Annotated in this window: 14 protein-coding genes; 8 read left to right on the plus strand and 6 right to left on the minus strand. The window is 31.4% G+C overall.

The window, feature by feature from the left end; translation table 11 throughout:
• Window positions 1-47: 47 nt before the first annotated feature.
• The 3 genes from arsC to prfB form a co-directional block, all read right to left on the minus strand.
• Window positions 48-389: an arsenate reductase (glutaredoxin) gene (arsC, locus tag FUA24_RS19915; RefSeq protein ID WP_148544805.1), complete on the minus strand. Its 342-nt coding sequence runs from the start codon at window positions 387-389 to the stop codon at window positions 48-50.
• Complete coding sequence (locus FUA24_RS19920; protein WP_148544806.1) at window positions 389-1006, minus strand: HAD family hydrolase; 618 nt, start codon at window positions 1004-1006, stop codon at window positions 389-391. Before FUA24_RS19920 ends, arsC begins: the two co-directional genes overlap by 1 nt.
• A 2-nt stretch (window positions 1007-1008) precedes the next feature.
• Window positions 1009-2119 (minus strand): peptide chain release factor 2 gene (prfB, locus tag FUA24_RS19925; RefSeq protein WP_148544807.1). Its coding sequence is split into 2 segments (ribosomal slippage): window positions 1009-2055 and window positions 2057-2119, totalling 1110 coding nucleotides; the frame shifts between segments, so codons are not numbered across the junction.
• A 287-nt stretch (window positions 2120-2406) separates the two neighbouring features.
• Here prfB and FUA24_RS19930 point away from each other — a divergent pair.
• The 4 genes from FUA24_RS19930 to FUA24_RS19945 are packed head-to-tail and all read left to right on the plus strand — an operon-like array spanning window position 2407 to window position 6564.
• The gene (locus FUA24_RS19930) at window positions 2407-3027 is read left to right on the plus strand and encodes a sugar transferase (protein WP_148544808.1); all 621 of its coding nucleotides are present in this window, start codon (window positions 2407-2409) and stop codon (window positions 3025-3027) included.
• A gap of 14 nt (window positions 3028-3041) precedes the next feature.
• On the plus strand, window positions 3042-4076 hold the full coding sequence (locus tag FUA24_RS19935) for an ATP-grasp domain-containing protein (protein ID WP_148544809.1): 1035 nt from the start codon (window positions 3042-3044) through the stop codon (window positions 4074-4076).
• A 33-nt stretch (window positions 4077-4109) separates the two neighbouring features.
• Window positions 4110-5435 carry a phenylacetate--CoA ligase family protein gene (locus FUA24_RS19940; RefSeq protein WP_148544810.1) on the plus strand — a complete coding sequence of 442 codons (1326 nt, stop codon included), beginning with the start codon at window positions 4110-4112 and terminating at the stop codon, window positions 5433-5435.
• 1 nt (window position 5436) lies between these two features.
• Window positions 5437-6564 carry an ATP-grasp domain-containing protein gene (locus FUA24_RS19945; RefSeq protein WP_148544811.1) on the plus strand — a complete coding sequence of 376 codons (1128 nt, stop codon included), beginning with the start codon at window positions 5437-5439 and terminating at the stop codon, window positions 6562-6564.
• Window positions 6565-6639: 75 nt separating this feature from the next.
• Here the strand turns inward: FUA24_RS19945 and FUA24_RS19950 are convergent, their stop codons facing one another.
• Together FUA24_RS19950 and FUA24_RS19955 are read right to left on the minus strand one after the other, a co-directional pair.
• Window positions 6640-7866, minus strand: a complete 1227-nt coding sequence (locus FUA24_RS19950) for a hypothetical protein (RefSeq protein WP_148544812.1) — start codon at window positions 7864-7866, stop codon at window positions 6640-6642.
• A 246-nt stretch (window positions 7867-8112) separates the two neighbouring features.
• Window positions 8113-9228 carry a hypothetical protein gene (locus FUA24_RS19955; RefSeq protein ID WP_148544813.1) on the minus strand — a complete coding sequence of 372 codons (1116 nt, stop codon included), beginning with the start codon at window positions 9226-9228 and terminating at the stop codon, window positions 8113-8115.
• 129 nt (window positions 9229-9357) lie between these two features.
• Between FUA24_RS19955 and FUA24_RS19960 the strand changes: the two genes are divergently transcribed.
• Window positions 9358-10374, plus strand: coding sequence for a threonine aldolase family protein (locus FUA24_RS19960; protein ID WP_148544814.1), 1017 nt, complete (start codon window positions 9358-9360; stop codon window positions 10372-10374).
• An 8-nt stretch (window positions 10375-10382) separates the two neighbouring features.
• Here FUA24_RS19960 and FUA24_RS19965 read toward each other — a convergent pair whose 3' ends face one another.
• Window positions 10383-10706 (minus strand): YbaB/EbfC family nucleoid-associated protein, encoded by a 324-nt coding sequence (locus tag FUA24_RS19965; RefSeq protein WP_148544815.1) that lies wholly within the window; start codon window positions 10704-10706, stop codon window positions 10383-10385.
• Window positions 10707-10790: 84 nt separating this feature from the next.
• Between FUA24_RS19965 and FUA24_RS19970 the strand changes: the two genes are divergently transcribed.
• From FUA24_RS19970 to FUA24_RS19980, 3 genes are all read left to right on the plus strand, one after another.
• A complete protein-coding gene (locus FUA24_RS19970) occupies window positions 10791-12851 on the plus strand; it encodes a S9 family peptidase (protein ID WP_246147117.1) in 2061 nt (686 codons plus the stop codon).
• 75 nt (window positions 12852-12926) lie between these two features.
• On the plus strand, window positions 12927-13967 hold the full coding sequence (locus FUA24_RS19975) for a PLP-dependent cysteine synthase family protein (protein ID WP_148544816.1): 1041 nt from the start codon (window positions 12927-12929) through the stop codon (window positions 13965-13967).
• Between the two features lie 243 nt (window positions 13968-14210).
• Window positions 14211-15470, plus strand: coding sequence for an aminotransferase class I/II-fold pyridoxal phosphate-dependent enzyme (locus FUA24_RS19980; protein WP_148544817.1), 1260 nt, complete (start codon window positions 14211-14213; stop codon window positions 15468-15470).

Genomic DNA, 15470 nt, shown 5'->3' on the forward strand with positions numbered 1-15470 from the left:
GGTTTAGAGGCTTTTGGTTAAAATTCTGTTAATAGAATTTTATAATGTTAAATTATGTCCAATATTTTTTCTGCAGGCCTACCTATCACTGCTTTTTTTCCGTTAATAACTATTGGCCTTTCAATGAGTTTTGGATTATTTACCATAGCTTTTATGATATCCTCGTTACTTAATTCTTTTCCTTTGAATTCTTGTTTCCAAATGGCTTCATTCTTTCTTACAAGTTCAATAGGAGGTATTCCCAATACTTCTATTATTGCTGTAAGCTCTTCAATTGACGGAACTTGCTCTAAGTATTTTACTATTTCAAATGCTTTGCCCGATTCTTCAAGAATACCTAAGCCTAGTCTTGACTTGCTGCAACGATTATTATGATATATTTTAATCATTATATGTTTATATTGAATTTTTTCAAATCTTTAATTAACGTTTCGGGCGATTTAAACTGAATTCCATTAATCCCCAAATTGTTTGCTGCTTCTATATTTCTAGCATTGTCATCAATAAATATTGAGTTTTCAGCTAATATGTCATATCTATTTAGGGTTATGTTGAAGATATCATTATAGGGTTTTCTGGTTTTTTCATCACCAGAAACAACAATACCTTCAAACCAATGCAAAAATTCAAATCTTTCTAGTGCAATCGGAAAGGTTTCATTGCTCCAATTAGTTAAAGCGACCACTTTATATTTTTTTGAAGCAATCACTTTTTTCAGAATATCAACTGTTCCAGAAATAGCACCTCCTAACATTTCTACCCAGCGTCCGTAATAGATTCTAATCAAATCTTCGTATTCGGGAAACATAGCAACTCTTTCTTCTGTAGCTTTTGCAATAGGGTAACCTGCATCTTGGTTCTCATTCCAATCCATGGTACAAATATTATCAAAGAACCATTGCATTTTTTCACGGTCTCCATTAAACTCATTGAGGTAAACATATTCAGGATTCCAATCTATTAGAACACCACCTAAATCGAAAATAAAAGTGTCAATTTTTTTCATTGTTATAATTGGTCAGTTTGTTCCTCTTTTTGCCCCATCATCATTAAATAGGCTTTTAAAAACGGGTTAATGTCTCCATTCATTACAGCATCTACGTTACCAGTCTCATGAGTTGTTCTAACGTCTTTAACCAATTTATAAGGGTGCATAACGTAGTTTCGAATTTGACTTCCCCATTCAATTTTCATTTTACTAGCTTCAATGTCATCTCTTTGCGCTCGTTGCTTTTCTAGTTCTATTTCATATAATTGCGATCGTAACATTTGCATAGCACGGTCTCTATTATCATGTTGCGAACGTGTTTCTGAACATTGAATTTGAATTCCCGTTGGTTTATGTAATAGTTGAACTTTTGTTTCAACTTTATTTACATTTTGTCCACCCGCACCACTAGATCTGGCTGTTGTAATTTCAATATCAGCAGGATTTATTGCAATTTCAATAGTATCATCTACTAAAGGATATACATAGACAGAGGCAAAACTAGTATGGCGTTTAGCATTGCTATCAAAAGGAGAAATTCTTACCAGTCTATGAACACCATTTTCACCTTTTAACCAGCCAAACGCAAAATCACCATTAATCTCAAGAGTAACAGTCTTTATTCCAGCAACATCTCCTTCTTGATAGTTAAGTTCTTTAACTTTAAAACCTTCTTTTTCAGCATACATTAAGTACATACGCATAAGCATACTTGCCCAATCACAACTTTCTGTACCTCCGGCGCCTGCAGTGATTTGTAAAACGGCACTTAAGCTATCTCCTTCATCCGAAAGCATATTTCGGAACTCCGTATCTTCTAAATAAGTAGATACTTTATTGAAGTTCTCTTCAACTTCCTCCAAAGGCGTTTCTCCTTCTTTATAAAATTCGTAAAGTACCTCTAAATCTTCTATTTGCGATTTAATACTATTGTAATCTTCTACCCATTTCTTTTTTACTCTGAGCGATTTCATTACAACTTCTGCAGCTTTTGGGTCATCCCAAAAATTAGGATCGAAGGTTTTTTCCTCTTCGTTTTGTATTTCTATAAGTTTTCTATCTACGTCAAAGATAGTGCCTAAGTTTGTCAAGGCGGGTATTTAGATCTTTAATTTGATCTGATGTAATCATAATTCGTTTTGTTTGAAACAAAAATATGTTTTAATGTTTAAGATTGAAATAAATAGAAGTATTATTTTACTGGATGATTTATGCGGATAATTGAATTAAATCATCGATTTTTTTTAAGATACTAACAATTTAATATTATGTTTGTTATACCCAATTCATTTACCTAAAGACTTAACATGTTGATTTCCTGTTTAATAGTGTGTTTTATATCGAGTTTTGTCTTTAAAATAAGTTTTATTAGGTTTTAAATTTGTTTTTTTGATTGCTTTAAGATTAATAGATATACTATGTATAAAGTATGGATAAAAGATTTTTTAGATGTTATACTGGCATTAATTGGACTAATCATTTTGTTTCCAATATTTAGTATTGTTTTTGTTTGCTTGTTGTTTATTAATAATGGAAAACCTTTCTTTTTACAACCTAGACCAGGTAAAAATGAAAAGGTGTTTAAAATTATAAAATTCAAAACAATGACCGATGAGAAAGATGCGCAAGGTAAATTGTTACCTGATGAACTAAGAAGAACATCTTTTGGTACTTTTTTAAGGAAAAGCTCTTTGGATGAAATCCCCCAATTACTAAATATAATAAAAGGGGACATGAGTCTTGTTGGACCACGACCTCTAAGGGTAAGGTATTTGCCTTATTATACAGCTGAAGAAGCAATTAGACATACCGTTAAGCCTGGTGTTACAGGTTTAGCACAAGTTTCAGGCAGGAACAATTTAAGTTGGGATGATAAACTGTCTTTTGATATTACCTATGTAAATTCTCTTTCATTTACCAACGATTTAATAATTATATTTAGGACAATAAAAAAAGTCTTTACTTGGGGTGGTGATGAGATAGAGATTGGTTCGGATGTTTTAGATTTAGACGAACTTAGAAAAGATCAATCGACTTAATTAATGGTAATTTTATGAATTATAATATTCTTTTTACTTGCGCAGGAAGGCGTAATTATCTAATTAATTATTTTAAGGAAGCTTTAAAGGGTAGAGGAAAAATAATTGCCGTAGACAGTCAAGAGCTAGCAACAGCCTTAATAGATGCGGATGTTTCGATATGCGTGCCTAATGTGAATGATAAAAACTACTTAAAAAGTTTGGTAGAAATAGTAGAAACTTATTCGGTTAAAGCAGTCATATCTTTAAATGATTTCGAACTACCTATACTATCAAAGAATAAAGAGATTTTTGAAAAGATAGGAGCAAAGGTAATTGTATCAAATACCGATGTTATTAATGTAGCGTTTGATAAATGGGAAACACATAATTTCATTAAGAGAATTGGTTTAAACTCTCCCAAAACATACATAAACTTAGATCAGGCACTTTCAGATATAGAAAAAGGTAATTTAACATTTCCAATAGTACTTAAGCCTCGTTTTGGCAGTGGTTCTCTAAGCATAGAGCATGTTGAAGATATTGAAGAATTAAAACTTACTTATCAATTACTAAGTTTAAAGCTTAAAAAATCCGTATTACAAGATGTACAGAAGAACACCATTGTAAATGAAACAGAATTTATTTTGATACAAGAAAAATTACAAGGGAAAGAATTCGGTTTTGATGTTGTTAATGATTTTAATGGTGAGTATTTTGGTATGTTCGTAAGAGAAAAACTTTCTATGCGTAATGGTGAGACCGATAAAGCCGTTTCTGTTATTGATGATTCTTTTGATGAAGTTGGAAAATTAATTTCAAAAAGTTTAAAACATATTGGAACGGTCGATGGCGATGCATTTGTTTGTAACGGACAGATTTATGTTTTAGAATTAAACCCAAGATTTGGAGGTGGTTATCCTTTTTCACACCATGCTGGTGCCAATATTTCAGCTGTTTACGTTAATTGGATAATTGATGGTGAAGATGCTTTACCTTTTGAACATATAAATTATAAACCTGGCGTAATCTATTCTAAATGCGATAGATTGATAAAACATAACTTGTAAAACTAAACCAAAAGTAATAATACCTTTTTTAAAATGAGGATTGCAGAAAAAATTAGATATTCTTTTTTTTGGTTTTTTGATTTTTTAAACGGGAGCGATGTAAAAAAGCACTACAATGATGTTAAGTTTGTTTTGGAGAATTACAATAGCCCTAAATCAAAAGCAAAAAGAGATTCATATTTAGTAAACATCTTGAGCCACGCTACTAAAACGGTGCCATTTTACATGAAAATCTCTAATTTTTCATCGATAGCAGATTTCCCTGTTGTTAGCAAAACAATGATTAGAAATAAAGAAAATTTTATTTCTAATGAATACATAAATAGAAGAAGCTTTGATATAAGCACAAGTGGTTCTACAGGAACACCATTCACTGTTTTACAGGACAAGAATAAAAAAGCTAGAAATACCGCAGATACCATATATTTTGGGGAAAAAGCAGGTTATAAACTAGGTTATAAGTTATTCTACATAAGGCTTTGGGGAGGTACATTAAAAAAAAGTAAACTGGTTTCCTTTTTACAAAATATTAAAACGGTCAAATCTAATGCACTTGCAGATGAAGTAATTGATAATTTAGTTTGTGAAATAGAGAAAGGATCATCTAATAAAGCTATTATTGGATACGCATCTTCTTTAAGAGACGTTTGTTTCTATTTAAATTCTAAAAATTCCGAGGTATTAAATGTAAACATGAAGTCCATAATTGCCAATTCGGAGGCTTTAGGTCAATCCACCAGACTTTCATTAAAAAAGTATTTTGGTGTAGAGCCCATATCAAGGTATTCTAATATGGAAAATGGAATTCTGTCTCAACAAATTCTTAACAAGGGAAGTAATTTTTTAATTAATTGGGCAAGTTTTTATATTGAAATATTAGACTTAGATAAAGATGTTCCTGTTAATTATGGTGAAATTGGAAGGGTTGTTGTTACTGATTTATTTAATTATCATATGCCTATAATTAGATACGATACTGGAGATTTAGCTATTATAGATGTGGATAAGAATAACTTTAATTCCGTTCCTGTGTTTTATAAAGTTGAGGGAAGAAGAATGGATACCATATATAACACCAGTGGAAAGCCAGTAACTTATGCGGTATATGATTTAGAATATTTTCCTGAAGTAAAGCAATTTCAATTAATTCAAGAAAATCATAAGACATATTTAATAAAGCTTAGTATTGATAAAATCTTTGAAAAGGAGGAGGAAGTAAGATCACTTTTCCAAAAGTCGTTAGGAGAAAATGCCGAAATTAATTTTGAGTATGTTAATGAAATTCCTGTACTTGCTTCAGGTAAAAGAAAATTAACTATATCTTATTTAAATAATGATACTTCAATAAAAAAAAGTTAAATTGAATAATAAGAAAATTAAAATATTAATACCAGATGCCGAAAGTTATATTCTGGAGTATGTTCTTAATTCTTTTAGAAAAATTAAGAACGTAGAAATTCATATAATTACTTTTGACAGGTATAATTTTATGAAATTTTCTAAATACGTTAAGAAATGTTTCTTTCATGAAGAGTCTTATAATGAAAAGTGGTTAGAAGTTTTAGACACTTATGTTCAAGAAAATGAAATAGATGTCATCTTACCTATTTTAGAAAAAGGAATTAGATTTTTAATAGAAAATAGACATCATTTAAAAACTTCTAATAAGTTAATAACTTTACCAAGTTTACAAAACTTTAATGCAGCCACGAATAAGGAATTACTTCAAAACCATTTAGAAAAAGAAAATATACCTTGTCCTAAAAGTTTCGTTTTTTCAAATAACGATGGTTACGAAGGGGTTAAAGAGCTTAAGTTTCCTGTTATTGCTAAACCTGTAGAGGGGTATGGAGGAGGTAGAGGTATAAAAGTTTTTAACTCCATAAGTAATATTAAACAATACCTAGAAGAAAATGCTTTTAAGTGTAATGTTATATTTCAAGAGTTTATTGAGGGCTATGATATTACTGTGAATGTATTATGCGAAAATGGTAACGTAGTAGCTAATACTATTCAGAAAGGAGTTGAATTTGAAAATGGTAAATTAACATATCAAGTAGGGTTTAATTTTGTTGAAGACATTAATTTACTCAATTTAACCAAACAATTAATGAAGAGTTTAAATTGGCAAGGTGTAGCGAATATAGATTTCCGATATGATGAAAAAGAAAAGGAGTTTAAAGTAATAGAAATTAATCCTAGGTATTGGTATAATACTGATGCCTCTGCTTTTGTTGGAGTATGTTTCCCTTATTTAAATTGTTTATTGTTCTTAAACGTTGGTTTTGATACGCCTAGAGCCAATTTAATATATTATCTTAATTTTAAAGGATTAATAAAAAAAGTAAAAAGCAACCCACTTGTATTGTTTAATATAGGTTTTTTAAAAAACCACACGCCCTTTTTTGGAGCTGTAAAAGACTTCGCTCCTATAGTGTATAAGTTTATTTGGAGAACAAAAAATATACTGGTAAAACGATTTAATTAATTATTACAGGACTAATTCAATTTTAAATAAATAGAGATAAAAAAAAGAGGCTTATAAAGCCTCTTTTTTTTATTATTAATATCCGTGATTTTGATATCTATACTTATAGTAATAGTAACTGCTCCAATGTCTGTATCTCCAGCAGTTATATTCTGGCTTAACATATTCGCATAATTCACCGCCTTTAGAACTTCTACCAGAAACTACATTAAATACGCCTCTTTCGTATCCAGGACCTATTTTTAAATCACAGTTAGTTTTGATTTTAGTATAGTAGTAGCATTTATTACCAACATATATGTAAATATATCTACCAAATGAACCATCATGGTTTACCCCGTTTATTGTAAACTCTTCTCCAGGTTGAACTACTTTATCAAAGATTTTAGCACCCCAACAAGTGTTTTCTTTCTTTTGGTATATTTTTATTCTTTTAGCATATTTCCAGTCAAATTCTAAAGTTAACTCAGTTACTTTTCCTTCACAATCACTACACTCTTCAATAGAAGGAACTTCTTTCATAACTATTAAAGGTTGTTTTCCATCTGGAACTAAAACAACTCCAATTTTTTGACCACAAGCTGGAACAAAATCTTGTCCATTTTCTACGGCTGCATTTAGAATTTCCTTAGCTTTTTCAAGATTTCTCGAGTCATCTCTCCAAGTACCAGTTGGGTTTGTTAAATTGTCACAAATGTTACAGTTATAGCTGTTTAACAATTCCCAAATAGCCCATTGTACGTGTCCATATTCGTATGTTCCTCCATTAGGACTTTCAGAACCTACATAGTCTTGATTTAAAATCCAATTTACAACATCTAAGTTATCTGGCTGAGCAAAAACGCTATCAGGAATGTTATCTCCGTAGCTAGAGTAAACATCAAAATCTAACGGCCCTTCAACCTCTAAATTTAGATCAATATCAGCACACCATGCTAATAAATCCGTCCCAGCTAAATTAGTATCTAAAATGTCTAAAGTAAAATATGCTTCAGGACCTCTTTTAGTTGTTGTAGTTATGCTAACAACTTCAGGTAAACTTTCTCTAAAACCATCTAGGTCTGGCGTACAAGAAGAACCATATTTTGCAAAAAGAGAAGACTTAGATGGAACAACTAACTTTTCACTTTCCTCGTTTAATTGAAGAGAACCTTCTGTAGATTCTGCTGCTTCAAAATCTTCATCAGGAGAAAGATCAGCTTGAACTTCTTCAATAGACTGGTCTTCGGTCAAATTTTCATTTTGACAAGACACAAATATAACAAGTGCCGCCAACATTAATAATCTCGATAAGTGTTTCATAATTTTTAAAATAAATTTTATTGATTAATAGCTATTTGAGTCCAAAAGTATTATGAATGTGTAGTAATTGGTAAAAAAATAGTTGTAAAACAGGCTTCTCTCGATTAATAGATAAACGATCAAAATATTTCGATAACTGTAGTTTTTTGTTTTTAACAAATTGATTTTCAGTCGTTTGTATTCAATTTTTTTTTGTAAAAAAAGCCATCTAAAAAAAGATGGCTTATTAATTCGTCAGGTTATACCTTATTCACCGCATACTACAGAATGCGCTATAACATAAATATCTCCAGAAAGGTTGGGTTCAATTTTAAATTGACCTGGAGCTACTGTTTCCTTTTTTCCCTTTATAGGGTATGGATTAGTACCTGCATATGTATGGGTTTCTAAAAGATTATATGATTCATCAATGTTATAAGTAACAATTACATCTCCATTATTATAGTTCACCGAAACAGTTCCTACAAGAGCACCTTTATCAGTATCACATTGTCCTGCTCCAGCATAAACATTATATGTATACTCACCTTCGGCAATAGGTCCAATAGTCCAACCCCATCTACTAAAACCATCTTCTATAAAACAAGTAGAGTCATCGCCTTCACCATCAGTTGTATTTCCAATAGCAAAAGCTGTTTCACATCCTTTTAATTTTCTAGGTATTTCTTTTGTAATTATTAATGGTTGTTTGCCATCTGGTATTAAAACAATTCCTATTAAATCACCACAACTAGGGATGAAATCTTCACCATTGGCAATCGCAGCATTCAAAATTTCTTGTCCCTTTGTTAAATTACTACTGTCACTGGTCCAGTTACCTGTTGGATTAGTTAAATTACTGCAAATCTGACAATTATTATTGTCTAAAAGTTCCCATATTGCCCATTGTACGTGACCATAAGTGTACGTACCTCCGCTAGGACTTACACTACCAACGTAATCTTGATTTAAAATCCAATTTATCAAATCGAAATTTTCCGGTTTATCAAAAGCTCCTTGAGGTAGAGTTTCATAACTAGAATAAACACCAAAATCTAGGGGACCTTCAATATCCAGACTTAAATATAAATCAATACACCAAGCTTCAATATCATTTCCTTTTAAATTTGAATCATGTATATCTAGTAAAAAATAGGCAGCTTCACCTAGTTTTGAAGTAGTTGTTGCGCTAACAGAATCTGGTAAACTTAAAGCAAAGTTTTCTAAATCAAAGTCACATTCGACTATGGTATTTTCTTTGTTTTTTTTATCATTTATTAGATCGGATATTGTACTTCCAGAAATATCTTCATTAAGGTTTTCTTGTTGACAAGAAAAAGTAACAACTAGAATACATATTATTGAGAGTAATTTTGTTTTCATTTTTTTTGGTTTTATTGATTATTAGTAGATACTTTACAATAAAATATAGAATAATTGGTTCGATTTTAAATTTTTTAGTTTAAATGTTTAATTATTAGTTCAATAGTATTGATACATAAGAAAGGAAATATGAAAATAGACCTAAGAAGTGATACGGTTACAACGCCTAATAATAAAATGCTTGAAAGGATGTTGCAGGCAAATGTTGGAGATGATGTCTTTAGAGAAGATGAAACTGTAAACACTCTAGAAAAGCAAGTGGCAGAGATGTTTAATAAACCTAAGGCTCTTTTTTTTCCAAGCGGTACAATGGCTAATCAAGTAGCGGTAAAACTTCATACTAACCCCGGAGAACAGTTAATCTGTGATAAATATGCTCACATTTATAATTATGAGTCAGGTGGATTATCTTTTAATAGCGGTGTGTCTTGTAAATTAATCGATGGTAATAGAGGTATGTTTACAGCTAACCAAGTGTTAGAGGCCATAAACCCAAAAGATTACTGGTATGCCAAAACAAGTTTAGTTGCAGTTGAAAATACAGCGAATAAAGGAGGAGGGGCTTGTTGGGATTTTAAAGAGTTAAAACGCATAAAAAAAATATGTAATGATAAAAAGCTTGGTTATCATTTAGATGGCGCTAGATTATGGAATGCCTTAGTTGCAAAAAATGAAACTACAGTGCAATATGGGAAACTTTTTGATACGATTTCTGTGTGTTTAAGTAAAGGTTTAGGTTGTCCTGTAGGATCTGTCTTGGTAGGAGATGAGGGGGTTATGCGCAACGCATTAAGATTACGAAAAGTTTTTGGTGGAAACATGCGTCAATCAGGATATTTGGCCGCGGCGGCACTATACGCATTAGAGAATAATGTTGAAAGATTGGTAGAGGATCATAAAAGGGCGAAAGACATTGGTGAAGCCTTATCAAAATGTTCGTTAATTAAAATTGTAGAGCCTATTGAAACCAATATTGTTATTTTTGAATTGAATAAGGATGTAGATGAAACCACATTTCTAAATAGGTTGAAAGAAAACAACATTCATATTATTAGCATGGGTAGTAATAAATTACGAATGGTAACCCATTTAAATTACACATCTAGCATGCATGAAAACCTTTTGCAAGTATTAAATAACTTGTAAAATACAATCTATTTGAACATATCCATTCCTGGAATATTTGGTAATCCATCTTTAGCAGCAGCTGCTAGTTCTGTTTCATTAATTCTTGAAGCTTTAGCAATAGCTTTGTTTAGTGTTAAAACTAAATAATCTTCAAGTTGTTCTTTATCTTCAAGTAATTCATCAGCAACCTCAATGCTTTTTATTTCTCTATTGGCAGTAATGGTTACTTTTATTTTGTTATCAGAACTTTGTTCATCAATTAAAACAGTATCTAATCTTTTTTTTGTCTCTTCAACTTTCTTTTGGGCATCCTTTAATTTCCCCATCATATTCATCATATCTCCAAACATAATCGTATTATTTTATTTGATTACAAAACTATTTAAATTTTATATTTTTGAACGCTAAAAAATAAGAATAAATTCATCTTTACATTGAAAACGTATATTGAGGCGCCAAAAGCAAAGAAAAAGAAAAAAGAACTAGAAATACATGGTGATACCAGAGTTGATAATTACTATTGGTTGAATGAAAGAGAAAATCAGGATGTTATAGCGTATTTAAATTCTGAAAATAACTACACTAAAGAGGTCTTAAAACATACGGAAACTTTTCAAAAAAACCTTTTTGAAGAGATGAAGAGTAGAATTAAGGAAGATGATACATCGGTGCCCTATAAATTAAATGGCTATTGGTACATTACTAAATTTGAAAAAGGCAAAGATTACCCCATTTATGTAAGAAAGAAGGAAACTTTACAGGCAGAGGAGGAGTTGTTGTTTGATTGTAACGAAATGGCAAAACCTCATAGCTACTTTAAGTTAGGAGGAATAGCTATAAGTCCTGATAACACTTTAGCTGCGTTTTCAACCGATGTGGTAAGCAGAAGACAATACTCTATTCAAATTAAAGATTTAAGAACAGGCGAAATATTAAAGGATAAAATAAATAATACAACAGGAAGTATTACTTGGGCAAACGATAATGAAACATTGTTTTTCACTAAAAAGAATGATGTTACTTTGCGTTCATACAAAATATTCAAACATAAATTAGGTAAAGACGTTAATGAGATACAGGAGGTGTATCATGAAATAGATGATACCTTTAATACTTTTATATACAAGTCTAAGTCCAAAAAGTATTTAGTAATTAGTTCATCAAGCACACTTTCTACGGAATATAGAATTCTGAATGCTGATAATCCGGATGGGGAATTTAGACTATTTCAAGAGCGCCAAAGAGACTTAGAATATAGTATTGCACATTACAATGGTTGTTTTTATATAATTTCTAATGCCCATAAGGCTACTAATTTTAAATTGTCAAAAGCTCCAGAAAGCGCTACTAGCATTGAAAATTGGGAAGATGTTATACCTCATAGGAAAGAAGTGTTATTAGAGGATATTGAGATTTTTAAAGATTATTTGGTAGTCAATGAACGTGAAAATGGATTAAATAAACTTAGAATTTTAGCATGGAATGGTGAAGAAGATTATTATTTACCATTTAATTCCGAAACATATACTAGCTATATTGGCAATAACCCTGATTTTAATAGTCATATATTACGATATGGATTTAATTCGCTAACTACTCCCAGTTCAATAATTGACTACAATTTAAAGACAAAGGAAAGCGAAGTAAAAAAAGAACAAGAAGTTCTGGGAGGAAAATTTAAAAAGGAAAATTATACTTCAGAACGTATTTGGGCAACAGCCAGAGATGGGGTTAAAGTACCAATTTCTTTAGTATACAAAAAGGGAATTGCTTTAGACGGAACTAATCCTTTATTGCAATATGCTTACGGTTCTTATGGTTCTACTATAGACCCTTCATTTTCAACTATTCGTTTAAGTTTATTGGATAGAGGATTTATTTACGCCATTGCACACATAAGAGGAGGAGAATACTTAGGGCGTGATTGGTATGAAAATGGAAAACTATTTTTCAAAAAGAATACTTTCCATGACTTTATAGATTGTTCTAAATTCTTAATTGAGCAAAAATACACCTCAAAACAGCATTTGTATGCCTATGGAGGTTCTGCTGGAGGCTTATTAATGGGAGCGGTAATTAATCTTAATCCTGAACTATATAGAGGTATTTTGGCAGCGGTACCATTTGTAGATGTAGTAACTACTATGCTAGATGATAGTATCCCATTAACAACAGGAGAATATGACGAATGGGGCAATCCTAACGATATGGAGTACTATAATTATATGAAATCCTATTCACCCTATGATAATGTTGAAAAGAAAAACTATCCCAATATGCTTGTTACTACAGGTTTACACGATTCGCAGGTGCAATATTGGGAACCAGCAAAATGGGTAGCTAAATTAAGAGAATTAAAAACAGATACCAATACCTTATTATTACACACAGATATGGACTCTGGTCATGGAGGTGCATCTGGTAGATTTGAGAGCCTAAAAGAAATAGCTTTGGAATATGCATTTTTATTAGATTTAGAAGGTATTTATGTATAGTTAAAAAAAAAGCTTACTTTTGTCAGGTTTTGAATCGTAAAATAATAATACTTTGCGATCCATAAAATTCTATTAATGAAACAAGACAAAAAGGTTTATAATAATTTGTTAGACTTAATAGGCGATACACCGCTTGTTAAGCTTAATAAAATAACCTCTAACATTGAAGGTGATTTTTTCGCTAAAATAGAATCCTTTAACCCTGGACAATCTTCCAAAGATAGAATAGCACTATATATCATTGAGCAAGCTGAGAAAAAAGGCATTTTAAAACCTGGTGATACAATTATTGAAACTACTTCAGGTAATACTGGATTCAGTATAGCAATGGTTAGTATAATAAAAGGTTATGAGTGTGTATTAGCAGTAAGTTCAAAATCTTCACCAGATAAGATTGACATGCTTAAAACTATGGGAGCAAAAGTTTATGTGTGTCCAGCTCATGTTAGTGCAGATGATCCAAGATCTTATTATGAGGTTGCTAAACGACTGCATCAAGAAAGAAAAGGTTCTGTTTATATTAACCAGTACTTTAATGAGCTTAATATAGATGCGCATTATCATTCAACAGGTCCTGAAATATGGAATCAAACGAATGGTGAAATTACGCATTTGGTGGCATGTAGTGGAACTGGAGGTACAATATCAGGTACAGCTAAGTATTTAAAAGAACAAAATCCTAAGATAAAAGTTATAGGAATAGATGCTTACGGCTCTGTGATAAAAAAATATCATGAAACTAAAGAGTTTGATGAAAAAGAAATCTATCCTTATAGAATTGAAGGTTTAGGTAAGAATTTAATTCCTGCAGCAACGAATTTTGACGTTATTGATGAATTTGTAAAGGTAACGGATGAGGATAGTGCGCATACAGCAAGAGAGATAGCTAAGACTGAGGGAATGTTTGTAGGTTATACTTCAGGAGCTGTAATTCAAGGGATTAAGCAACTAGGAGAAGCAGGAGAATTCAAAAAAGGAGATAAAGTTGTTGTAATATTCCCAGATCATGGTTCTAGATATATGAGTAAAGTATATTCAGATAAATGGATGAATGATCAAGGATTTTTTGATAGTGTTCACGAAGAATCAACTGAAAAAGTACAGTACATAAAATAAAAAACATTTCGTTTTTAAAAGGAGATTTCATTTTGTTTTTACAGAATTTAATCTCTTTTTATTTTATAAATATTTGAACACTAAAAATTATGTTCAAAACTTTAAAATATTTAATTTTGCTAACTGACTAAACCCTAAAATATTTTGTTTTTTATTTAACTAACGTTAGAATTAAGGACATTTTGTAGAAATTTTTACGTTGTTAGGGCATCTTAAATTTAATAGCAATAAGACTTATAATAAATGAAGGATTTATTTGAAAAAATTTATAAAGATAAAGGGCCATTAGGAAAATGGGCATCACAGGCTGAGGGATATTTTGTGTTTCCTAAATTAGAAGGAGAGATTTCAAATAGAATGAAGTTTCAGGGAAAGGATGTTATCACATGGAGTATAAATGATTATTTAGGTTTAGCTAATCACCCTGAAGTTAGAAAAGTTGATGCTGAAGCCGCTGCTCAATACGGTTCTGCGTATCCTATGGGGGCTAGAATGATGTCTGGTCATACAGATTTACATGAAAAACTTCAAGATGAGTTAGCCTCATTTGTAAGTAAAGAAGCAGCTTATCTTTTAAATTTTGGTTATCAAGGAATGGTATCTACCATAGATGCTTTGGTTTCTAAAGACGATATTATTGTTTATGATGTTGATGCTCATGCTTGTATAATTGATGGTGTACGCTTACATATGGGTAAACGTTTTACATACAAACACAACGATGTAGAAAGTTTAGAGAAAAACTTAGAACGTGCTGCGAAAATGGCAGAACAAACAGGTGGAGGCATACTAGTAATATCAGAAGGTGTATTTGGTATGCGCGGTGAGCAAGGGCGTCTTAAGGAAATCGTAGCGCTTAAAAAGAAATTTAATTTTCGGTTGTTTGTTGATGATGCTCACGGTTTTGGTACTTTAGGTGCTACTGGAGCAGGTGCAGGGGAAGAGCAAGGCGTTCAGGATGATATTGACGTTTATTTTGCCACCTTTGCTAAATCTTTAGCAAGTACGGGAGCTTTTATTGCAGGAGATAAAGAGATAATAGATTATCTAAAGTATAATTTACGTTCGCAGATGTTCGCTAAATCGTTACAAATGCAATTAGTTGTTGGTGCATTAAAACGTTTAGAAATGTTAAGAACTATGCCAGAGCTAAAAGCTAAACTTTGGGAAAATGTAAATGCTTTACAATCTGGATTAAAAGAAAGAGGATTTGATATTGGAACCACACAAAGCTGTGTTACACCTGTTTATTTAAAAGGAAGTATTCCTGAGGCGATGGCACTGGTTAAGGATTTACGTGAAAATTATGGGATTTTTTGTTCCATAGTTGTATATCCTGTAATTCCAAAAGGACTTATTTTATTAAGATTAATACCAACGGCTTCTCATACATTAGAAGATGTAAATGAAACTTTAGCCGCTTTTGAAGGTATTAGAGATAGACTAGAAAATGGTACTTATAAAAGACTTTCTGCAGCTGTGATGGCAGCAATGGGAGAGTAG

The organism is Seonamhaeicola marinus (assembly GCF_008085455.1).